Raw genomic sequence first — 21,625 nt, forward strand, 5'->3', positions numbered from 1 at the left:
TTTTTCGATAATTATAATATACCCGGTTGAGCCGCTACCTAAAAAAATGTGGACATTTCCGCTCAATACTTCATTAAAACAAGTCTAACACTATTAGATTTTCTTTTTTTGTAAATCATTTGAAATCTCCCATAATCATCTGATCCAATGTCGTTCCACTGAGAACCATAGGAAATACATTCTCTTCCTTCGGTACAACAAACTCCACAAGTACAGGTCCAGGCGTTTCCAGAGCTTCTTGCCAAATACGGAAAGCCTCTTCTTTATTGCTTGCTCTCAATCCCTTGATACCGTATGCTTCAGCCAATTTTACGAAGTCGGGACTCCCCCCAAGATCGATGTGGCTGTAACGATTATCGTAAATGATTTCCTGCCATTGTTTGATCATCCCCAATAATTGATTGTTAATCACAACAATTTTGACAGGTATATTATTAATAGCGCAAATAGTCAGTTCTTATCCTTTATCTGTACGAATTTTCGAGGAATTCAGCCGACATGCAGAGTTTCTAAAAATCATGTTCGGAACAAACGGAGACCTCTCTTACGCGAATCGGTACAAAAACTTTCTCGCTGAACAAATGATTGATAAATTCAGTTACTTACAACCATAGGATGAGAAAATGCACATTCCGCGAGATTACCTGATTGCTTATATGTCCTCGGCTAATTTCGGCATACTCATGCATTGGCTGGAATCCGGCATGAAACAAACGCCTCAACAAATGGGAAGGATTATGGCCCAAATCATCAATTATGGACCCATTATTTCTTCCGGTCTCCGAGAAAAGTAATTTCAGGAAAATTCAGATGAGATGAAATAAGAATTGCCGCAAGGATGGGCTGAGGCCATACAGCAATAGGCCCGAGCTTTGCACAGTTCACGTTTCATCGACAAGCACCAACCTTCTGTCCTCATCATTAACAAGGGAGGAAAGAAGGGCGGGATGCAGTTAGATAACAAAGATTATGAACAGCGGGCAATCTTTCTGGCAGCCGTCTGCGGACAGACTTATGCGCAATTTACAAATACGGACGGTTCGTTCGTCGTTCCATTGAATTACTCGGTCAGTCATACCATTCAAGCAAAATCTATAAGCAATGTATAGGAACGCTTCATATTTATTATCGAATCTCCGCAAGAGATTATTATTGCCTTTCGGGGAACGAGTTCAACGTCCGATTGGATCTCTGACATCATCGCTTCTCAAAAGAGGTTTAAATACACCGCTATCTTTCCGGAATGGAGGCGTTGGCCTCAATCACATCATCGGTATCTTTTTGAGAGGTTTTGAAAGCAAGCTGCCTTGTCCTACCAAATGAACAATAAAGATTTCACTGTGATTCTCCGCCGCTGCGGACAACGCGAACAGCAGGACTCACGAAAGAGCCCTGCTTTCTGGTATTGCTTCAAGCGAATTAGGATTGCTACTGTGCCTTCTCCAACGCATCATTTATTCTGGTAACTACTTCCTCCAATTTCTCATAAGTAATCGTTCCCCCCGAATTCATATCCATAAAAGTCTGAATGCCCCAGAACGACCATTTTAGCAATTCATCCAGATTTTCATTTGCCTGCTCTTGATTAATCAAGCCGTTTTCTATCAAAAACTGATAAAAGATTGGTTTGGCCGTCGCATTCTCTAGCAGTTCTGTAAATCCGCTGTCCGTCCTGATCTTTGAGACATATTTCCGGGAATTTTCCACCTGAACCGCCTTCGTAAGGCGGATGTCTCGGCTTGAGGCGCCGATCCGGACGATGAATTCCGCAGTGTCTGCAACCCATTTGCCGAACTCCGGGTTATAGTAAGAGAAGTCACGTTCTTCTAACACAAATTCAACTGTTTTCGTTTCTCCGGAATGGAGCGCCACTTTCGCGAAGCCCTTTAACTCTTGAACCGGTCGAGGGAGCTTTGATTTCGGCTGCGAAAGATACAATTGTATAATTTCTTTCCCGTAGACATCACCAGTATTTGTAATATCTACAGTTACTTTTAAAGTTTCGGGCAGCTTAACCGATGATGACGATACGGTAAGATTGCTATACGTGAATTGCGTATATGAAAGGCCGTGCCCAAACGGAAACCGCGGAGCGATTTCTTTTTTGTCGTAATAGCGGTAACCTACATAGATTCCTTCACTGTAGTACAGATCCTTTTCATTGCCGGGGAAGCTAAGATACGCAGGGGTATTGTTTAATTTCTCCGGAATGGTGGCAGACAGTTTGCCGGAAGGATTCACCAAGCCGAAGAGGATATTGGCAAGAGCCGCTCCCATGCCTTCCCCGCCAAACCAGGTCTCCAGCACAACGCTAGCCATATCGGTCCAGGGCATCGAAACCGACTCTCCGTTAGCCAGAATCAGAATCGAGTTTCGATTTACGGCACAGACCGTTTCAATCAGTTGTTCATGACCCGATTCGATATTCATATCCTTCCGGTTGTAATCATCACTTTCTTCGGGCATAAAGGCTCCGGCGAAAATCAAAACAACATCCGCATCGCGGGCCAGAAGCCCGGCCTCCTGCAACAAAGCCTGATTTGTAGAGCCGTCGCTGTTATATCCGGGAGCATAAGCAACCTCGATAGTACCTTGGCACAGGCTGCGTATGCTATCCAGCGGTATATCTACCAGCTGCGCATTCACGACGGCGCAGCCTGTTCCTTGATATAACGGTTCAACCGCCAATTTGCCGACAACCGCAATTTTCTTGATTTTCTCAGTGGATAGTGGCAGTAATTGCCGCCCGTTTTTCAATAAAACAATGGATTCCTCTGCGGCCCGCTGTGCGATCCGGTGATGCTGAACAAAATCGAACTCGGCCTTTGGTTCCGCTTTTTCCGTCAGACTAAATACAAGCTGTAGAATATGCTTCACCCGGCGGTTAAGCCACTCTTCGGCGATGTCGCCTTTTTGAACGGCCTCTTCCAAAAATCTTGACGAGCTTAAAGAAAGCGGCATTTGCAAATCAAGCCCCGCCAAGGTGGCTTCCACCACATTTTTGACCGCCCCCCAGTCACTGATCACCGCTCCGGCGAATCCCCATTCCTCACGCAAAATCTGATTGAGCAGCAAGGGATCTTCGCTGGCTTGAACCCCGTTAATTTTGTTGTACGCACTCATGACGGTAGTGGGCTTGGCCTGATTAACGACCCGTTCAAAGGCTGCTAAATAGATCTCCCGCAGAGCTCTTTCCTCCACAATGGCATCCACCAGTGTTCGTTTGGTATCCGAATTATGGCAGGCAAAATGCTTGAGAGAAGTGCCGACCCCTTGACTCTGCACACCCATAACCATGGCTGCGGCCATGTCCCCTGTTAAATAGGGGTCTTCCGAATAGTATTCAAAGTTGCGTGCTGTTAAAGGATGCCGGCGAATGTTCATTCCGGGGCCCAACAGTAGATGGATCCCCAGGCGACGGCACTCCTTGGCAATCGCTTGGCCGATCTCATAGATCAGCTCTTTATTCCATGAGCAAGCAACCGTTGATGCCGAGGGAAAGCAGGTAGCCTTATGGGTATTACTGATCGCCTCTTCACTGTCAAATCGGCTGCTAATGGACTCATAAAAGGATTGCGATCGGGTGATTTCGGAATCCTTCTGAAATCGGACGCCGCTTGAACCGTCACTCATAAGAATAGAAGGAATGCCCAGGTGTTTAAAGGCTTTGGTTTTCCATGAATTTTCACCGGTACATAACGCCACTTTTTCATGTAAGGTCATATCACTTATAAGCCTGTCCAAATCTTTATGCATAGTTAACCCCATTTCCAGTATTTTCGGTCTTTATTCAGCCAGACGATCCCATTCGTTTTGTAATTCTTGGAGGAAACCGTCCTTATCCACTTGACCGGCTACAAATCTCTGTACAGCTTCCCCAAAAGCCTGTGCAACACCATCCGGGTAGTAGGAATTGTACGATCCATATACCTTTCCTTCCTTTAAGTAGCGGGAAAGGTCTGCTCCCAAATCACCAATCGTTTCATTATCTGCCGAAAAGGAAGAGAATCCCGGTATAAGCTGCATGTCCTTGGTCATATGGGTTTGTCCTTCCGGCGTAGTGACAAGCCAGTTGAAGAAGTCCTTTACTTCTTTTTTTACATTAGAATCCTTATTGATGGCCCAATAACCACTAACGCCCGCATACAGTTTGTCATTCTCTTCCGGATTGTCGTTCACCGGGAGAGGCATTAACCCTGTTTCGAGGCTCGCATTTCCATTATCAATAGTCGGCTGGAGCCAGTTTCCTCCGAGCGTCATAGCTATCTCGCCATTCACCAATTGGGTAGTCTGATTATTAAAGTTGGTGCTCAGCCCGTTCTTTCCGTTGGCAAAATCATATTGAATAAAATCCGCCACTTCCTTAAAAATTTCATTTCCAACAAATGTAGCGGTTCCGTCATATAACCCTTTAATAAAAGCCAGCGGATCCTTCTGACGGGCAATCCCCATATTAACCAGGAAATTACCAGCCTGATACCAATCCATATATGCCCCTACTAAGGGTTGTATTCCGGCTGATTTCAGCGATTCGACATCCTGTTTCAATTCGGTTAATGTTACGGGAACCTTGGATATCCCCGCTTGCTGAAAGAGCTTTTTGTTATAGACATATCCATATCCTTCCACAGATACCGGCAGTCCGTATACTTTTCCATCATCTCCGGTAATGCCTTCCTTCGCCAGGGGAATCATATCTTTAGTCCAGGGCTGATCCGTCAAGTCCTCCAGTTGAGACTGCCAGAGTTTCAAATCCTGATTCCCAAGTACTGTAAAGACATCGGGCAGTTCTCCGGAAGCCAACTTGGTCTTGAGACCCGTGCTGAAATTGTCGCTGACAGACTCAATCGAAAATTGAATGTCCGGGTGAAGGGCAGTGTACGCTTCTGCTGTCTTTTTCAATGCCTTGTCAATCTCAATTTTGTTCTGATAAATATATATTGTCTTGGTTTTAGCGCTTTCCGAAGAACCCGTTTGCGAATTTTGTCCTTCGTTCGCTTGTCCACCGCATGCCGTCAATGCCAGCACCCCTGCCAACGACACGCACAGCATAGTAAGTCTCCCTTTTGTTCTCTTCATTCTTTTTCCTCCTAAAATTTAATTAGCTCAACCTTTTACAGCGCCCGCCATTACGCCTCCGACAATTTTCTTTTGCAGAAGGATAAAGATAACAATTATAGGAAGCATGCTCATGGTTAGAGCAGGCAAAGCTATGTCCCAACGGCTGTTATACATGCCGAACAAGCGGTTAATCGCCAGTTGAACGGTACTGAGTTTCTGATTGTTCAGCAGAACCAGTGGAATCATAAAATCATTCCAAACCCAGAACATATCCATCACAAATACACTGAATACGACCGGTGAAAGTAGAGGAAACACAATTCTTACAAATACCTGAATCACACCGCAACCATCAATCCGGGCGGCCTCCTCCAATTCATAAGGAAGAGTCTTGACTCCACTGCGGATCATAAAAAAAGCGAAAGCGAGTCCAATCCCCCAATAGGCCAGCACTGCTCCCGGAATTGTATTGTTTAAATGCATGAACTTCATGACCTGAACAAGAGGAATCATAATTGTCGCGAAGGGAATCAACATGGATAGCAGGATGGCACTGCTAAAGATTCGGGAATAGACCGTCGGATGCCGCTCCGCCCAGTAAGCCGTCATCGTTGCCAGAATAATGACACCACATACAGCGGAAAAGGACACTATGGCTGTGTTCTTCATAATGTTAGGGATATTCACTTCTTCCCAAGCCTTTACATAATTATCGAAGCTCCACTCGTCTGGAAACCGGAGCGGAAAGGCTATAATTTCGTTAAGCGGCTTAAAGGAGTTCATGACCATGATCCATAAAGGGGCCACAAAGATTAGCACCCCCGCGAGCACAACCATAAACGTGATCAACATGGAAACGGGGTTCTTTTTCATAAGATTTGACTCTCCTTCCTTTTGCTCATGTACAATTGAACCGAGGTGATCGCTAAAATAATGACAAAGAACACAAGCGCCTCCGCAGTGGCTAATCCGTACTTATTGTTGGCAAAGGCATCGTTATAGATATTTAAGGCCATAGATGTAGTTGAGCCGTAGGGCCCTCCTTTTGTCAGAGAAACATTAGTCTCAAACATCTTGAGCGCGCTTGAAATCGTCCAGAACAGGGAGACTGTAATGTACGGAACACACAAGGGCAGTTTGATCCGGAGAAACGTATTTAGGGGTCTGGAACCGTCAACCTTCGCGGATTCAATCAGCTCCGAAGAAATTCCGCTCAAAGCGGCGATCATGATGACCATCACATAACCCGCATTTTGCCAAACATTGACGATGACTAACGCGGCGAATGCCGTCTTCTCTGTTCCGAGCCATTGCTGGGTAAAGAAGCCCAAATTCAGCTTGTCACCGATCGCCGGAAAACCGGCAATAAAAATAAACTGCCAAATAAAACCAAGGATTAATCCTCCCATCGTTTGCGGCAAATAAAAGGCGGCCCGGAATGGGTTCCGAAGAGGCAGCCTGGCTGTCAATGCTACAGCCAAAAGTATGCCGAGCAAATTGATGAGCAGTACACTGACCGCAGTAATACGGAGAGTGAACCAGAAAGCATCCAAAAACTTCGCTTTCCCCGAGAATATATTGTTGAAATTGTTGAGTCCCACAAACTTAATTTCATTGGAAATTCCATTCCAATTGGAGAACGAGTAAATAATACTTATAGCAAATGGAATAACAACGACGGCAAGAAAAACTAACGTGGAAGGTCCCAGAAACAGAAGATTACCCCATAACATGTTATATTTCTTTTTTTTCTTCAAACTCTTGTCCCCCATTTTTCAAATTCCTTTTTATAATGTCAGCATTTATAACACATTCTTTACTTGTTACTTTAAATTATATAAAATTAAAAACAAATTTCTTCGCTTTTTTTAGCTGATTTATAGCGAAAAATTGATATTGTGTCAGGGGGATGATCAATTTATGAATTATAGCCACGAAAGTATTATGGTTCCCGAAGGATTATTGGCATGGATCTACTTGCATTCGGAAAACCAAGTCACCTTGGTGGAAGATCATTGGCATCGCAGCCTAGAGTTAACTTTGATGCTCGAAGGTGAGAGCTTATATAACATAAATGGAAATGAAATCCTTGTTCGCGAGAATGAATTGGTTTTGATCAACAGCGGAGAAATTCACAGTTGTCAAATTGATCGGTCCAAACCCTATGAGGCTTTGACGATTATTTTTCCCTTTGATCTACTGAAACAATCCAATCCAAGCGTTGAAAAATTTTTCTTCACCTTGGACAATGATTCGCCCAGCTATACACAATTGGTCTCAATATTTAGAGAAACCTACCACCTTTTCAAAAAACGAGCCTCCAATCCGCATTACCAACTAAAATTAAATAGTGTGTTTTATGATATTTTGTATCTTCTCATGACCAGCTTCATTACTGAAAAAAAACTGTCCTTGTCTGTAAAATCCCAAAAGTACTGGAATAGATGTCAAATGATTATCGAATATGTAGACGAACATTATAAAGAGCAGCTTACCTTAACCTCACTGTCCAGGGAGTTTGGGATATCCAAAGAGCATCTGGCAAGGACATTTAAAGAATATATGGGAACAACTTTTAAAAAACATCTCACCCGTATCCGTCTGTTTTATGCTTATCAGTTACTTATCTATACCGATTACTCCCTCCTGGAAATCGCCATGAAAGAAGGTTTTACCGACAGCCGCTCCTTTATCAATAGTTTCAAAGAAATATATGGGATCACGCCGCAAAAATACAGAAAAACACTGGCAAATCATCATATCATCCGTCATAAAAAATACGATTTGACGTAAGTTATCCGTGACTGCAAACTCGTTCTCTCGCGTTTTGAAAAACAAATAGAAGCCCTCGCCACAAGCAGGAGCTTCAAGTTATTGAATCACATGACAATTTTTTATCTCAATGCCAAGACCATCTCTTCACTTGTCCGAATTCGGCCAGAGTTACTTTGCCGCTTAACTTTTGATGTATGTATTCAATGATTTTTTCTACTTTTATAGAGGCTCAATCTAAAAAATTAGTGTTTGATATTTTCAGCCAGATGAACGATGCCGATTGCATTCGACTAAAATGCCAGCTTTGTAACGTTCGCGATTGCGTGTGAAGTAGTGCCGGCGCTGATACGCTTTGATGCGATTGTGCCGTCCTTCGACGGTTGCGTTGGTCCAGCGGCAGCGATGGTAGTTCACAATCTCCGTTTCCCAATTGCGCATCGTCTTCAAGGTGCTTCGAACGGCATCATGATCAATGCTCTCGCCCTGCTGACACCAACGGTTAAGCTAAGGCTAGCGATCCGGGCGTCCGGTGAACAGTTATACCAAAGGGAAAAAGCTTCTTTCCATTCCCAGACACTGCGCAGCAGCGGCGAGAAGCCGAGTAACCTAATTAGCTGGGCTTTACTCTTTTCCGGCAAGGTGTCCGCTGGGGGATTCAGTAGTCGATGATGGCTTTTTAAGATCGCCTTGGCTCTTGGGGCAAGAGTCTGCTGTACCGACTTGCGGACGTCCTGGACACTTTCAATAACATAGCCGTGAACGTGGAAACGATCTGCAATGCGGATGGCACCGGGAAAGCATTCGCTGATCCACGTGTGGTATACCTGGGCCAGATCCATGACAACAGCTTTAGGCTTCAACGTAAGAAAGTCGGGGTGCTGGCGAGCATAGGCACGCAGGTCTTCCAGCTTGCGTCCAGCCAGCAAATCCAGCATGGTTTCGCCCCGAAGAAAACAATTTTATGAAGTTGTAGCTCTGGTAATCCGAGAATTTCGTTGATATACTGGAGTGGCATCTGTCATTTCCTTCTTTGTTGTTGGGTAGGACTTACAACAATACAGGATTTGCAGATGTTTTTCCATTTTTAACCTTGTTTTATTTTCAACCGCTAATTTCGGTTTTGAGCCTTTAAAGAAATAGAGTAATTCTGATTTTACTTTTTGATATTGTGGTAAATGGCAATCAATAATGGCTGGAGACAGGTTCCATTTGCCATCATTCAAACTGACACGCGCATAACTAAAATGAACAGATAGAAAGCTGCAAGACCGCTCCTTATCCAGCTCTATAGAATGGGATACGCCGGGCCGAATGTAGAATAGCATCCCTTCTTTGCCTAGAAATCTTTTTCCCCCGACGATCATCCTTCCCGTTCCCCCGGTAAGAATTGCGAGCTGATGATAGGGAAGGGTTCTTGTGATTTTACGGGGATACTCTCCGGGTTCCTTGAGCTTCCTGCCGTTGCAGTAATAAATTTCCTCCATTTTTCATTCACCAACCTTCCGTCCTCATCATAAACAAGGAGAAAAGAAGGGCGGGATGCAGTTGGATAAGAATACCGGTTATGAGCAGCGGGCCATCTTTCTGGCTGCAGTCTGCGGTCAGACTTATACCCAATTTTCAAATGCGGATGGTTCGTTCGTTGTTCCATTGAATTACTCGGTCAGTCATATTATTCAGGCAAAATCCATTAACAATGAATGGGAGCGTTTCGGGTTTATTATCGAATCTCCGCAAGAGATTATCATTGCCTTTCGGGGAACCAGTTCCACATCCGACTGGATCTCTGACATCATCGCCTCGCAGAAGAGATTTAAATATATTAAGCAGGACTGTCTCACCCATCGGGGCTTCACTGACATCTATTCCTCGGCGCGTGATGAGCTCATTGCCGCACTGACCCGATTGTCGACAGACAAGACATTGTACATTACAGGCCACAGTCTTGGCGCGGCGCTCGCGACATTATGTGCGACGGATATTGCGGTCAATACTGCATATCGTTCACCTAACCTGTATACCTATGGGTCTCCCCGTGTAGGCGATCCGGCATTTTCCAAAGCTTTTACCGAATATGTCAGGAACAGCTGCCGCATTGCCAACCTCTATGATCTGGTAACCTATACGCCGCCAACCATTTACAAGCTGCCCAAACGGGAAAAAAAATACTATTACAGTCATGTCCAGACCTTCTCATCGCTGTCCTTCCAGAATGGAGGCATAGGCCCCAATCACGTAATCGGAAGCTATTTCGCTGCGCTCTCCCGCCTGCACCCGAAATACACCGAAGCATTATGCGCAACGAATCCTGGCTTTTGCCCGGTCACTGCAGTGTCCCCAACGGAATTGCCAGAACCGCAGGAGATAAAAGACGGAAACTTGTAGAGTTTCGAAAAATGTTATAAAACAGAGAAAGATATTTTCCACATAAAAGCCAACCGAATCGAAGGAGATCACAAGATGGACAAGGAACGGGTTCTCGAAAAAACAAATCAATTCGTCAAAGACAAGCTAGAGGGTGAAGGGTCCGGACATGACTGGTGGCATATTGTCAGAGTCCGTAACAACGCGCTGGATATAGCCAGGCAGACCGATGGAGCCGATTGTTTTATCGTTGAATTGGGTGCTCTGCTGCATGACATCGCCGACCATAAGTTCGGATATACCGACGAGGACAGAAGAAGAATCATTTCGGAGCTGTTGATCGACTTGGAAGTTTCCAATGAGGTTATTGAAGAGGTAATCTACATAGCGAATCATATTTCTTATAAGGGAGGAACGAACAAGCATACACTGTCTACTATTGAAGCCAAAATCGTTCAGGACGCCGATCGGCTAGATGCCATCGGTGCGCTGGGGATTGCGAGAACGTTTGCTTACGGCGGGCATGTTAACAGACCAATCTATCATCCGGCATCAGACGAGGAGGCAGGCAAGGTTACAGATGGCAGCAGCGAAAACGATACGATCAGCCACTTCTATGACAAACTGCTCTTGTTGAAAGATTTGATGAATACGGAGATAGGGGCACAAAAAGCACAAAAAAGACATGATACCATGGTTGAATTTCTAGATCATTTCTATGCGGAATGGAACGGAGAAAATTGAAAAATGAAAAGCCTGTAAACGAGGCTGCCTCAAGCAGGTCCCCGTTTACAGGCTGATAATATCTAAAGCAATTATTGAACCTTGGCTTCTCCGGTAACTTTACCTTCTACTTTGGCGGAGGATTGGAAATCCGCGCTTGCATAGTAGATGTTGCCGTCTACAGTTGCTGTCTTATCCAGAGTGAATCCGTTAGCTTGCACATAAACATCGCCTTTGATGGTTCCGCCCTGAACTTTCAGGTTTTCACTTTTTACCGTGAATTTAGGAACAGTCAGCGTGTAAGATGCAGTGATGTTATGATCGGCATCTTGCGAGTAGAGAGCAATTTTGCGGTAAATGTCTTTAGCCGCGTCGCCTTTGTCATGGAACTCGCCGGCTACTACAACTTCTCCATCGACCGTCAGGTCATTAAGAATAGCAATGATCCAGTTTCCGTTTTCGCTTACTGCCGCTTTGAAAGCGTCCGCTTGGTTTACGATAGACGCCGTAGTCGTAGCATCCGCTGCCGGGCTTGCCGCTGCACTTGCCGCCGGGCTTGCCGCGGAATTAGCCGCTTCATTATTATTCGCGCCACAGCCGGACAATACTACAGCTGCAACACCTGCTACCAACAGACCTTTTACTAGTTTCATAACCATTTCCCCCTAATTGTATTTATAAAAAAATTATATATTAAACACTGAGAATAACAAGTGATGTAAGTTACAAATTGTCGAATTTTTCTATTTCGTGTTCTATTATCGAATCAGGCTTGTCCAGTCAAACGCTCCATTAGCATCGCGAGAAACCGTTCGCTGTCCACTTCCAGGCATACCTCCACATTTCCATCTTCATCCCGGACCGCGACAGTCTGCCCCGTCTTTGCCCGGTGATCGTATTCGACGGTTACTTTCATTGTCTCGGTGCGAACAAGCGACCTGTCGATAAGAAGCGAGACGGTGAGCGGGTCATGCATGAATGTCTTCTTCTCCTTGATAAAATCGAACCAGAACTCCATCTGCCGGGCCAGCGCGGCATTCAGAGGATCATTCGCCGCCAGCAGCCGCTGTCGGTGTTCATCGGTGATGACAACCTGAAGCGTAACGTCGAGTCCGACCATTACGATGGGCGCACCGCTGCCAAATACGACCGAGGCTGCTTCCGGATCGCTGACGATATTATGCTCGGTCACAGGCAGTTCGGCCGCATTGCGTCCGAGGCGGGTAACGCCGCCCATCAGGATAATTTCTTTGACATTTTGAGCGATTCTCGGTTCACGGATCAGGCATGCCGCGATATTCGTCAAGGGTCCGATCGGCACCAGCGTAATTTCGCCCGGATTCGCCATGATCGTATCGATGATGAAATCAACAGCGTGCCGGTCTTCGTAAGGAAGAGCTTCCCCTTCCTCAATCAGCCCTTTCCCCTCATGGCCGGCCATCCAGATTTCGCGGTTGCCAAGCAGCGGCCGATCCAGACCGGCGTACACGCGGACATCCTCCCGGCCCCCGAACTTAAGCATTTTGGCTACCATCCGGGCGCGCAAATCGGCATTGCCGTACACCGTCGTAACGCCTTCGAGCGTAAGCTCCGGGGATTTCATCGCCAGCGCAAGCGCCATGGCGTCATCGATATCGCTGCCGATATCCGTGTCGATAATTAAACGGTTCATATCCTGTTCCTCTCTTACGGCTTTTTTTGCAAAGGCTCAAGTCATGTACTGATTTTATCAAATTTTAGCTAAAATTATTATACATTTTGACGAAAAATGCACCCTTTAGAACGTTCATCAGCTAACCCGAGGGCTTAAGCCAACGTATGTTCAAGGGGTGCATTTCATCTAACCAGAAGCGTACGTCTACTTGTTTCATGCTGTTTCGTATTGTGTGTATACGATCTGGTCCAGCCTTAGAATGTGATGCAGATCTTCCCGAAATACGAACCCTCGGCAAAATAACGCAGCGCTTCAAGCGTGCGATCAAACGGGAATACACGATCAATAACCGGGCGAAGCCCGTTTTGCCGGATAGCTTGATTCATCGCTTCAAACATATCACGGCTGCCGACGTTAATGGCCTGCAGGCGCGCTCTTCTTAAAATGGCGGGGATGATGGCAAAACCATCCACCTGGTAGCCCGAAAGACCGCCTACCAAGCTGATCTGACCGCCCACCCGCAGCGCCGCAATTGACTTGTTCAGCGTTGCCGATCCGCCGAGATCGACGATATGATCTGCACCGCGTCCGCCCGTCCATTCCAGAACGACTTGATCCCATTCGGGCGTCTGTTTGTAATTGATCCCGAAATCCGCTCCGAGTTCCTTCGCACGCTTAAGCTTCTCGTCGCTGCTGGATGTAATGATCACCGTTGCGCCATGAAGCTTGGCAAATTGAAGCGCGAACAGAGAAACGCCCCCCGTACCTTGTACGACAACGGTATCACCGGCTTTGACCCGGCCTTCTTCCACGACAGCATGCCATGCCGTTACTCCTGCGCAAGGAAGCGCCGCCGCCTCTTCATCCGTCAAATGTTCGGGGACTCGAACGAGTCCTTTTTCCGGAAGCACGGCATACTCGGCAAGCATTCCATCAAGCGGACTTCCTAGCGCACTCACCCAATTTTCTCGGGTAGCTTCTCCGGAGATCCAGCTCTGAGTGAAAATACCGCTCACCCGGTCGCCGATCTTAAACCTAGTTGTCCCCTCGCCCAATGCTGTCACTTCGCCCACACCGTCAGATACCGGAATTAAAGGGGCTTTTAAATCAGGATTATAGAATCCGTCGATGACCCCCAGATCTCTGGAGTTAAGGGAAACCGCCCGCAATTTAATGCAGACTTCGCCAGGACCCGGAACCGGAATCGGACGTTCGGCTTCCTTCAACTGATCTATTCCAAATGCGCCTTGAATTTCGTATACTTTCATGAAAGCTCTCTCCTTTTTCAGATGGTATAGACACACATTAATACATGTACTACACTTCAGTAAGGAGGCACTTTATTGTGTCCAGGGAACCTGAAGGTGCACAGGAGGAGGTCAGATGAATTCTCCATATTCACAAAAAATCGTACAGCCCGACATCTCGTTAACCATTTGCGGATACAGCAAAGTGCTCGAAATCGTCTCCAATAAATGGACGGGGCTGGTCATCTATGCCATGGAAGATGGAATTATTCGTTACGGGGATATGAGAAGACGAATCGAAGGCATCTCCAAAAAAATGCTGACCCAGACCCTCCGCCAACTGGAACGGGACGGGCTGGTCAATCGCAAAATAACACCGGCGGTGCCCCCAATTGTCGAGTATTCACTCTCCGGGCTGGGAGAATCTTTGCTCGTACCTATGAAAGCGCTGAATCAGTGGACGAAGGAGAATTATTCGCAGGTGGAGCTTGCCAGGGAGAACTACGATCGAATAAACAGCGGGGAATAAAATTCGGGACGCTTTTACGACTAAGTATTCGGTTTCAAATATGTCATTAACCCTGTTTTAACCGCCCCGTAGCCAGGGTATATTCATATCATGTATGTTCTAAAATTCGACACGATCAACCGCTTCAACCAAACCAAGCAGAGGAGCGCAAGGATGAGCGAACATAAACTCACGATCACCGTCATTTGCGGAAGTCTTCGGGAAGGTTCTTTTAATCGAAGAGTGTTAAAGGCTATGGAAAAGCTTGCGCCCGAGCATTGGGAGATTCATCATACCGATCTGTCGGGTATTCCGTTGTACAACGCGGACACGGAGAGTCAGGGTGATCCCCCCTCGGTGACTGAATTTAAAGAAAGAATCCGGCAGGCGGACGGCGTGCTGATTGTCACCCCCGAATACAACTCGGGAATCCCGGGCGTGTTAAAGAACGCTTTGGACTGGGCTTCGCGTCCGGTCAAAAGCTCCGTGCTGATTGAGAAGCCCTTTGCGATTGCCGGAGCCACTCCGGGCGGCGGGGGAACGGCGCAATCCCAGGCACAGGTCAGACAGACCCTGCTTGCCATGAACGCTTATACCATGCCGGGTCCGAAAATTCTCATCGGCAGCGTTCACGAGAAACTGAATCAAACGACCGGAGAACTGGAAGACGAAGCCACTCTCCGGCATATCGAAAAATTCCTGACCGCTTTTGAACAATGGATTCTTTATTTCAAGTGAATACTAAAATGAAGGGTATGAAGCATCGATGAGCGAACCCAAAGTATACTACGGAAAAAATATCAATGTCATGTTTAATTCGGAGATTTGCATTCATTCGGGGGTTTGCGTTAAGGGGTTTCCTTCGGTTTTTAATTTAAGCAAGCGCCCCTGGGTTGATCCCGATGCCGCCACGGCGGAGGAAATTGCCCGGCATATTGACAAATGTCCAAGCAAAGCGCTAACCTATCAACTTCTGGAAGGGGAGAGTCCAATAAAGAACGAGGAATTGAATATACCTGTTGTTGAACATGATCTAGCCCACAAAAGATTCCTTATCCGGGATCAGGACGCAATCGCAGCAGAAATGACGTATGTAACTTCGAGCCCGGAGCTTTACATCATCGATCACACGCTGGTCGACCATGCCTACCGGGGGCAGGGACTTGGCGACAAGCTGGTCGACGCCATGGTAGTGTATGCGAGGGAAAACGGAATCAAGATTCTCCCTTTATGCCCTTTTGCCAAAGGAAGATTCGAGCATTATTCAGAATACTGGGATGTGCTCCACAAATAATCGCAATCGTAAAATTCACCGTCATACCCAGCTCCCGCAGCGCAAGCTGCTGGAGCTTTTTTCTCGTTCGCCTCGGATTTCGACACCAGCAACATTTCTTCCACTTCAGTCAAGGACTCAACTACCCGTATAACATTATCGTCATCGGTCTAGTAGGCCAATTCTTTCTGGGAATCTAATTCAGCCAGCCTGGACAGCAGCGATTCTCTGATGGCACTGTAAGAATCGCTGTCTAGGCCTCATTCGCAGCAAGCCGAAGTGGATGAATTCCCGCGCTATCTTTCGAGGATCGCCGGCTGCCATGTTCGACCCGCTTTACATCGCCCTAATGAACTCTCCAACCGGATTCTCTAGTGTATATACTATTCTCACCGCGCAGTCCGCATCGGATTTCTGCTCTCACAAGGCACCTTGGTTTGGCACAGACCGCAGCCGGCTCCCGATTTGGCATCTCCGCCGTTTGCCATTGCAAAGTCCCGGGAGGCTTGCCCATAAACAAATTTCATGCAGGCGATTTTGTCATGCCCCTCTTTGCTGATGGCCTGCACCGGGCAGCGGGTGATGCAGACGCCGCAAATCCCTTTGCTGTAAAGCAAGCAATTCCCCGCATGGTTTGATGCTGTTCTGACATCCGGAGCCGCCTGCAGGTTGGTCACAACGGAGAACAAGCGGATCGCAATCCCCTTTTCTGAGATGAAGCCGTCATTGATACTGAAGCTGCCAAGGCCCGCGGCGTAAGCGACATGGCGTTCAGACCAATTGGATACCGGCCCCGAAGCCGTACCCTGAATGCTGTACCAGTCGGTATCCAACGGGGCGACCGCCCGGTAACCAAGGCTGCTCAGGTAACCCGTTAAATGCCTGCGAATCGCAGTCACAAAATTCTCATCCCCGAATGTACGAAGCAGCGCCCACTCCCGAGAAGGCCCATCCTTCTGCGCCCGATTGGCCCGGCGAATGACCTCGCTGATGGGCAGCACCACGCTGATCACCGAGCCTCCCTCATAACTGCCAGGGCCAAATGACCGCTCCAAGACTTCTCGCGGCGTAGCATGGTCAGGACCGATAAGCGTCTTATATTCCTCAAACAAGGGATCGTCCGCTGATGCGAATTGAATAATCGGCTCCTCGTAATAAGGGGCTTGCAATTCTTCGGAAAAGTTCCCTTGGTTCTCACGTACATAAGACTTTACATCCTCTACGATTAATTGCTTGATACGTCCCCCCGCCTCTTTTGTATCCATGTCCTTTTCCATTTCCATATTCTCTCCCTCCCGGAATATCTAGTTATCGCAACAGTCACGCCCCCATTCGTGTATATACACGAAAGGAACGCATAACAATCTATTAGTAAAATACAAATCACTATGAATCGGCAGCACCTTACAGATCACCGCAGTACATCAAGGCGCAAGATGCTCCACTTTAGATAACAGAACCGTTAGTGCTGCCAAATCCTCTTTACCCAGCGATTGCTCCACAAAGCTTTGCACTTCATCCCACAATTGTCCCGCAGCCGCATGCACCGCTTTCCCGCTCTCCGTCAAAGTCAATTGGCGGCTCCGGCTTCCCTTGGCTGACGTATCCTGAACATAACCTCGTTCCTCCAAAGCTTTCAAATTGCGTACAAGTGTTGTCCGGTCGAGCCGCATCTTCAGTGCCACATCACTGACACTTACCGGGCCCATCCGATCAATGTGCCGCAAGAGTGTAAATTGGCTGTTATTCAGCCCACTGGGTGCAAGATACCGATCATACAGTTCCGTAATAACCAGCGAAGCCCGGCGTAAATTGATGCAGTTGCAGACTGATGATGCTTTGTTCTCTGATGACGTGTTGTTCATGATTGTCGAATAGCTCTCCTTTTGACTTATCGTGTATCTACACTATTTCAAATTTCATGATGTTTGTCCGTGCGCTTTCTCACACACCGCATAGGCACCCGCCATAAAGCGGACAGCAAAAAGGCCAACCAGTGATCAGCGGATGACCTATGAGTACGCGGAGAATCATCATCAATCGTAATAATCGAAGCATAAAAAATTGAAGCTCCCGCAGCTTCATTCGCAGACAAACTGCGGATAAGAATACCCTTTTCTTATTTGGTTGACAGCAAGGATTTCACGTTTTATAATTCAAACAAACAATTAAAACAATTGTTTAAATCATTTGTTTTAAAGGAGTGACTGCTTGATGAACACAGTCAGGGAATTACTGAAAATGAAGACGACGATTATTGGCATAGCTGTTGCGCTGCTCTTTCAGCTGCTCTTCTCCATCATCTGGATGACAGGTTATGAGGGTATGTCGGACCGGGTTAACAAACTGAGCATCGCGGTCGTAAATGAGGATGCGCAAAGCGGGGCCGTTATTGCGAAGCAGCTGTCGGCGGGGCTGCCCGTCCATGTGGAGACGGCGGCGGATATGGCGTCCGCGCGGGAGCGGCTGGAAGACCGCGACATTCAGATGATAGTGCATATACCCGCCGAATTCACTTCACTTGTGGCAGAACGGGACAGTAAAGCATCTATTCAATATGTCGTGAACGAATCCAATCCTGCGATGATCAAGAGCATCATGACCTCCATCGCTTCCCAGGTGACGGCAGCAGCGAATAAACAGGCAATCGCGGCCAGCGCCCAGACCGTGCTGTCTCAGGGGATGCCGGCGGAGAAAGCTGCAGCCATGTCGGTACCGTTGTCCGAGCGGGTCATATCCGATATTCAGTCGGTGAACATCGTTGACGGAACCAACAATCAGATGGTGCCAATGATGATGGTTCTCGCCTCGTTTGTTGGAGCGATGATTATGGCCCAGAACCTTGAATTGTCGATGACGGCAATCTCTGCCCGTACAGGACGCTGGCAACGGCTCGGCGCCCGCATCGCCATTACGATTCCAGCGGCGATTATCGTTTCGCTGGTCGGAACATCCCTCGTCATGCTGCTTGGCGGACAGGTTGAACAGGGATTTTGGGCCTTGTGGGGCTACCAGACATTGTTCGTGCTCACATTCATGATCGTCGCTCAGTCACTTTTAGTGCTGCTCGGCACAGCAGGCATGCTGATCAACATTGCGCTGCTGTCTGTACAGCTCGTGTCCTCCGGCGCAATGATGCCGCGTGAGATGCTGTCCAGCTTCTACTTGAATCTCGGCAGCGTGCTCCCGGCCACTTACGCGGTGGAAGGCTTAATGAATCTGCTGTTCGGCGGGCCCGGGATCGGAGGCGATGCGGCAGCGCTATTCATCATTGCGGGTGTGATGGCGCTCGTGATGATCGGGATGACCGCTTTGCGCAGGGAACCGGCGTCTAATACGGCCGCTGCGTCCGCAGGTCAGACTCGTTCCAATACACTACCCGAATCCTAAAGCTGATTAATCCGGCACATGCCTCTGACCTTACTGGAAAACTCCTGCTCGCCCCACTTATAATAAAGATGCAGACGAAGGAACAAAGGGGTAATGGAAAAGCATGGGCTCAGAAGAAAATGACGTGAAGCTGCGCATTTTGCAGGCTGCGAAGAAGCTGTTCGCGCAGCAGGGCTTCAACGCTACGACCGTAAGGCAAATATGCGAAGAGGCGGGCGCGAATGTATCGCTCGTCTCGTATTATTTTGGCGGAAAAGATAAAGTGTTCGAAGCCTTGTTCAAGGAGTATTTTCCGCGCGATGTCTTGGAAGGAGATCAAATAACGCGATTGGACCCCGTCTCGGGCCTCAAACTACTGATACGGGAAATCACCGCGTACCGGCGGCGCGAGCCGGAAATTATCAGTCTGCTGCAGCAGGAGATCGTCTTGCAGTCCCCCCGGATGAACAAAATTCAAGAATTGACGATGCCGATCTGGATACTGCTCCGGGATTGGCTGAAGCTGGGCCGCGAGCAGGGCGTGTTTCATTTCCGGTCTCTCGATCATACGTTTATCAGCGTGCTTGGCAGTATTCTATTCCATAACAAGACGTATTATTTCAAGCAGCTGCTGGACAATCAGGAGGAAGATCCGGATTCGATTTTGGAGGATTTGACAACGTTTATTTTTCAAGCCATCGGTTACAAGGAACAAAGCTAAGCATTACAGTCCGCCGCCGTCGCTTCAACAGGTACGCATACCGCAATATTATTCAAGAATTCCCGTTCGGCCCAATATATAATGGCTGCAGATCGAATTGGAAAAGAAGGTGCTCACATGACTCGCGAGATTCGGGCAGTCCGCTACGATGCAGACTTAAAGCTGGAAGCGTACCGTTTTGAAGGGATTATGCAGAAGTTTCCCAATCATTTTCATGACTATTATGTCATTGGCTTTATTGAACAAGGCCAGCGGCGGCTGATATGCAACAATACGGAGTATATCGTTAACAGCGGCGATGTGGTAATCTTTAACCCGCATGATCCCCATGCCTGCGAACAAATAGATGGACGGACACTCGACTATCGCAGCATCAATATTCAACCGGAGGTTATGCGCGCATTTGCGCTGGAAGTGACGGGAACGGATGCTTTGCCCCGCTTCGCGAAGCACGTGCTGTACCGCAGCGAGCTGGCCCCCCTCCTTCGCGAGCTTCATCTGATGATACTGGAGCGGCAATCCGGATTCCCGAAGGAAGAATCGTTCCTGCTTCTGCTGGAGCAGCTGCTGAGAGAATATTCGAATGCAAGCGAGCAGCCCCCCTCTCCCGAATGGACTTCGGAAATACAAACGGTATGCGAATACATAGAATCCAACTATACGCAAAGCATTACCCTGGATCATTTAAGCGAGTTGACAGGAATTAGCAAGTACCATTTGCTGCGCTCCTTCACACGGGCAAAAGGCATCACGCCTTACAGCTACCTGGGGACCATACGGATTAACCATGCGAAAAAGCTGCTGGAACAAGGACTTCCTCCGATCGAAGTCGCCTATCGAACCGGATTTAGCGACCAGAGCCATTTTACTAATTTCTTCAAAAAGCTCATCGGCCTAACCCCCAAGCAATATATGCGAATCTTCGTTCAGGAGGCGGAACCGAAACCGTCTAAGGAAATCCGGGTATGATGGATCAGCACAAAGGAACTGCCGGACATCTGCTCTCGATCGTAACGATTTTAATCTGGGGAACGACCTTTATCTCGACAAAAATACTGCTGACTGATTTTACTCCCTTCGAAATTTTGTTGTTCCGGTTTCTTATCGGCTATGTTGTATTGTTCCTGCTTTATCCCCGTCCGGTCCGGACGAAGACTTTTAAAGAAGAATGGCTGTTTATCTCGGCGGGACTTTGCGGCGTCGCCTTATATTTTTTAATTGAAAATATTGCCCTTAACCTTACGCTTGCCTCCCACGTTGGGGTGATTGTGTCGATTGCTCCCTTTTTCACGGCGGTGATGGCTCATTTCTTCCTGGAGGGCGAAAAATTAACTGCCCCATTTATGATCGGCTTTGCGCTTGCGCTGACTGGAATCGTTCTTATCGGCTTCAACGGAAGCCTTAATCTGGACTTGAACCCTGTAGGGGATCTGTTGGCCTTTTTGGCTCCGGCTGTCTGGGCGGTGTATTCCGTACTGATGAGAAAAATAAGCGGGCTGAACCATCACAATATCGGCGCCACCCGCAAAGTATTTTTTTATGGACTCCTGTTCATGCTGCCTGTAATAGGGGTGGACGGCTTCCATCCAAACCTGGACCGGTTCTACAACCTTTTGAATCTCGCGAACCTGTTATACTTGGCTGTTGGCGCCTCCGCCGTATGCTTTGTAACCTGGAACCGTGCCGTAAGCATCCTGGGAGTGGTAACAACAAGCGTCTACATTTATATGGTGCCTGTCATTTCCGTAGCTGCCTCCGCCCTCTTTCTGCATGAACCGATCACCTCAGCAACTTTGGCGGGAGCCTTCCTGACGCTGATCGGCTCTTATATTTCCGAGCGGAAGCATGGCTTGATTAGAAGGAGAGAACTGCGAAAGACGATACGAAGCACGCAAAGTTCAATGGAAACAAAGTAAAGATGTGCGGCAAA

At 47.5% G+C, this 21,625-nt stretch carries 22 protein-coding genes and 2 pseudogenes; 12 read left to right on the forward strand and 12 right to left on the reverse strand.

Features of this window, described 5'->3' with window-relative positions; translation table 11 throughout:
- Positions 1-115: 115 nt before the first annotated feature.
- Positions 116-457, reverse strand: a pseudogene (locus tag PSAB_RS15075) (thiamine pyrophosphate-dependent enzyme); the annotation flags it as partial.
- Between the two features lie 166 nt (positions 458-623).
- Between PSAB_RS15075 and PSAB_RS26570 the strand changes: the two are divergent.
- Both PSAB_RS26570 and PSAB_RS25970 read left to right on the forward strand, forming a co-directional pair.
- Positions 624-794, forward strand: coding sequence for a TetR-like C-terminal domain-containing protein (locus PSAB_RS26570; RefSeq protein ID WP_158442595.1), 171 nt, complete (start codon positions 624-626; stop codon positions 792-794).
- A gap of 153 nt (positions 795-947) precedes the next feature.
- Entirely contained in the window at positions 948-1,109 is a 162-nt protein-coding gene (locus PSAB_RS25970) for a hypothetical protein (protein WP_193373899.1), read from the forward strand.
- Positions 1,110-1,428: 319 nt separating this feature from the next.
- Here the strand turns inward: PSAB_RS25970 and PSAB_RS15085 are convergent, their stop codons facing one another.
- The 4 genes from PSAB_RS15085 to PSAB_RS15100 are packed head-to-tail and all read right to left on the reverse strand — an operon-like array spanning position 1,429 to position 6,818.
- On the reverse strand, positions 1,429-3,756 hold the full coding sequence (locus PSAB_RS15085) for a glycoside hydrolase family 3 C-terminal domain-containing protein (protein WP_025335418.1): 2,328 nt from the start codon (positions 3,754-3,756) through the stop codon (positions 1,429-1,431).
- 30 nt (positions 3,757-3,786) lie between these two features.
- Positions 3,787-5,079: an ABC transporter substrate-binding protein gene (locus PSAB_RS15090; RefSeq protein WP_025335419.1), complete on the reverse strand. Its 1,293-nt coding sequence runs from the start codon at positions 5,077-5,079 to the stop codon at positions 3,787-3,789.
- Positions 5,080-5,106: 27 nt separating this feature from the next.
- Positions 5,107-5,934 (reverse strand): carbohydrate ABC transporter permease, encoded by an 828-nt coding sequence (locus tag PSAB_RS15095; RefSeq protein WP_025335420.1) that lies wholly within the window; start codon positions 5,932-5,934, stop codon positions 5,107-5,109.
- Complete coding sequence (locus PSAB_RS15100; RefSeq protein WP_025335421.1) at positions 5,931-6,818, reverse strand: carbohydrate ABC transporter permease; 888 nt, start codon at positions 6,816-6,818, stop codon at positions 5,931-5,933. The genes PSAB_RS15095 and PSAB_RS15100 overlap by 4 nt, the downstream gene beginning before the upstream one ends.
- 163 nt (positions 6,819-6,981) lie before the next feature.
- Between PSAB_RS15100 and PSAB_RS15105 the strand changes: the two genes are divergently transcribed.
- A complete protein-coding gene (locus tag PSAB_RS15105; RefSeq protein WP_025335422.1) occupies positions 6,982-7,854 on the forward strand; it encodes an AraC family transcriptional regulator in 873 nt (290 codons plus the stop codon).
- A 240-nt stretch (positions 7,855-8,094) separates the two neighbouring features.
- On the opposite strand, the pseudogene PSAB_RS15110 reads toward PSAB_RS15105, so the two are convergent.
- Both PSAB_RS15110 and PSAB_RS24630 read right to left on the reverse strand, forming a co-directional pair.
- Positions 8,095-8,786: pseudogene (locus tag PSAB_RS15110) on the reverse strand (ISL3 family transposase); the annotation flags it as partial.
- 9 nt (positions 8,787-8,795) lie between these two features.
- Positions 8,796-9,320: a cupin domain-containing protein gene (locus PSAB_RS24630; protein ID WP_025335424.1), complete on the reverse strand. Its 525-nt coding sequence runs from the start codon at positions 9,318-9,320 to the stop codon at positions 8,796-8,798.
- Positions 9,321-9,375: 55 nt separating this feature from the next.
- On the opposite strand from PSAB_RS24630, the gene PSAB_RS15120 reads away from it, so the two are divergent.
- Together PSAB_RS15120 and PSAB_RS15125 are read left to right on the forward strand one after the other, a co-directional pair.
- On the forward strand, positions 9,376-10,221 hold the full coding sequence (locus PSAB_RS15120; RefSeq protein WP_051529777.1) for a lipase family protein: 846 nt from the start codon (positions 9,376-9,378) through the stop codon (positions 10,219-10,221).
- Between the two features lie 75 nt (positions 10,222-10,296).
- A complete protein-coding gene (locus PSAB_RS15125; RefSeq protein WP_025335426.1) occupies positions 10,297-10,944 on the forward strand; it encodes an HD domain-containing protein in 648 nt (215 codons plus the stop codon).
- Positions 10,945-11,015: 71 nt separating this feature from the next.
- Here the strand turns inward: PSAB_RS15125 and PSAB_RS15130 are convergent, their stop codons facing one another.
- The 3 genes from PSAB_RS15130 to PSAB_RS15140 form a co-directional block, all read right to left on the reverse strand.
- Positions 11,016-11,576: a polymer-forming cytoskeletal protein gene (locus tag PSAB_RS15130; RefSeq protein WP_025335427.1), complete on the reverse strand. Its 561-nt coding sequence runs from the start codon at positions 11,574-11,576 to the stop codon at positions 11,016-11,018.
- 113 nt (positions 11,577-11,689) lie between these two features.
- On the reverse strand, positions 11,690-12,595 hold the full coding sequence (locus PSAB_RS15135) for a nucleoside hydrolase (RefSeq protein ID WP_025335428.1): 906 nt from the start codon (positions 12,593-12,595) through the stop codon (positions 11,690-11,692).
- 236 nt (positions 12,596-12,831) lie between these two features.
- Complete coding sequence (locus PSAB_RS15140) at positions 12,832-13,845, reverse strand: zinc-dependent alcohol dehydrogenase family protein (RefSeq protein ID WP_025335429.1); 1,014 nt, start codon at positions 13,843-13,845, stop codon at positions 12,832-12,834.
- Positions 13,846-13,960: 115 nt separating this feature from the next.
- Here PSAB_RS15140 and PSAB_RS15145 point away from each other — a divergent pair, with 115 nt between their 5' ends.
- The 3 genes from PSAB_RS15145 (at position 13,961) to PSAB_RS26575 (ending at position 15,626) form a co-directional block, all read left to right on the forward strand.
- A complete protein-coding gene (locus PSAB_RS15145; RefSeq protein ID WP_025335430.1) occupies positions 13,961-14,353 on the forward strand; it encodes a winged helix-turn-helix transcriptional regulator in 393 nt (130 codons plus the stop codon).
- A gap of 153 nt (positions 14,354-14,506) precedes the next feature.
- Positions 14,507-15,070, forward strand: a complete 564-nt coding sequence (locus PSAB_RS15150; protein WP_038595952.1) for an NADPH-dependent FMN reductase — start codon at positions 14,507-14,509, stop codon at positions 15,068-15,070.
- Positions 15,071-15,098: 28 nt separating this feature from the next.
- Positions 15,099-15,626, forward strand: coding sequence for a GNAT family N-acetyltransferase (locus tag PSAB_RS26575; protein WP_420835610.1), 528 nt, complete (start codon positions 15,099-15,101; stop codon positions 15,624-15,626).
- A gap of 368 nt (positions 15,627-15,994) precedes the next feature.
- Here PSAB_RS26575 and PSAB_RS15165 read toward each other — a convergent pair whose 3' ends face one another.
- Both PSAB_RS15165 and PSAB_RS15170 read right to left on the reverse strand, forming a co-directional pair.
- On the reverse strand, positions 15,995-16,888 hold the full coding sequence (locus PSAB_RS15165; RefSeq protein WP_226991713.1) for a (Fe-S)-binding protein: 894 nt from the start codon (positions 16,886-16,888) through the stop codon (positions 15,995-15,997).
- A 141-nt stretch (positions 16,889-17,029) separates the two neighbouring features.
- Positions 17,030-17,470 carry a MarR family winged helix-turn-helix transcriptional regulator gene (locus PSAB_RS15170; RefSeq protein ID WP_025335433.1) on the reverse strand — a complete coding sequence of 147 codons (441 nt, stop codon included), beginning with the start codon at positions 17,468-17,470 and terminating at the stop codon, positions 17,030-17,032.
- Between the two features lie 349 nt (positions 17,471-17,819).
- Here PSAB_RS15170 and PSAB_RS15175 point away from each other — a divergent pair, with 349 nt between their 5' ends.
- The 4 genes from PSAB_RS15175 (at position 17,820) to PSAB_RS15190 (ending at position 21,611) form a co-directional block, all read left to right on the forward strand.
- Positions 17,820-18,995, forward strand: coding sequence for a YhgE/Pip domain-containing protein (locus tag PSAB_RS15175; protein ID WP_051529778.1), 1,176 nt, complete (start codon positions 17,820-17,822; stop codon positions 18,993-18,995).
- Positions 18,996-19,098: 103 nt separating this feature from the next.
- Entirely contained in the window at positions 19,099-19,695 is a 597-nt protein-coding gene (locus PSAB_RS15180; protein ID WP_025335435.1) for a TetR/AcrR family transcriptional regulator, read from the forward strand.
- Positions 19,696-19,812: 117 nt separating this feature from the next.
- Positions 19,813-20,664 (forward strand): AraC family transcriptional regulator, encoded by an 852-nt coding sequence (locus PSAB_RS15185; RefSeq protein ID WP_025335436.1) that lies wholly within the window; start codon positions 19,813-19,815, stop codon positions 20,662-20,664.
- Complete coding sequence (locus PSAB_RS15190) at positions 20,664-21,611, forward strand: DMT family transporter (protein WP_025335437.1); 948 nt, start codon at positions 20,664-20,666, stop codon at positions 21,609-21,611. Before PSAB_RS15185 ends, PSAB_RS15190 begins: the two co-directional genes overlap by 1 nt.
- Positions 21,612-21,625 lie beyond the last annotated feature (14 nt).

The sequence above is a fragment of the Paenibacillus sabinae T27 genome, from assembly GCF_000612505.1.
Classification (GTDB): Bacteria; Bacillota; Bacilli; order Paenibacillales; family Paenibacillaceae; genus Paenibacillus_AQ; species Paenibacillus_AQ sabinae.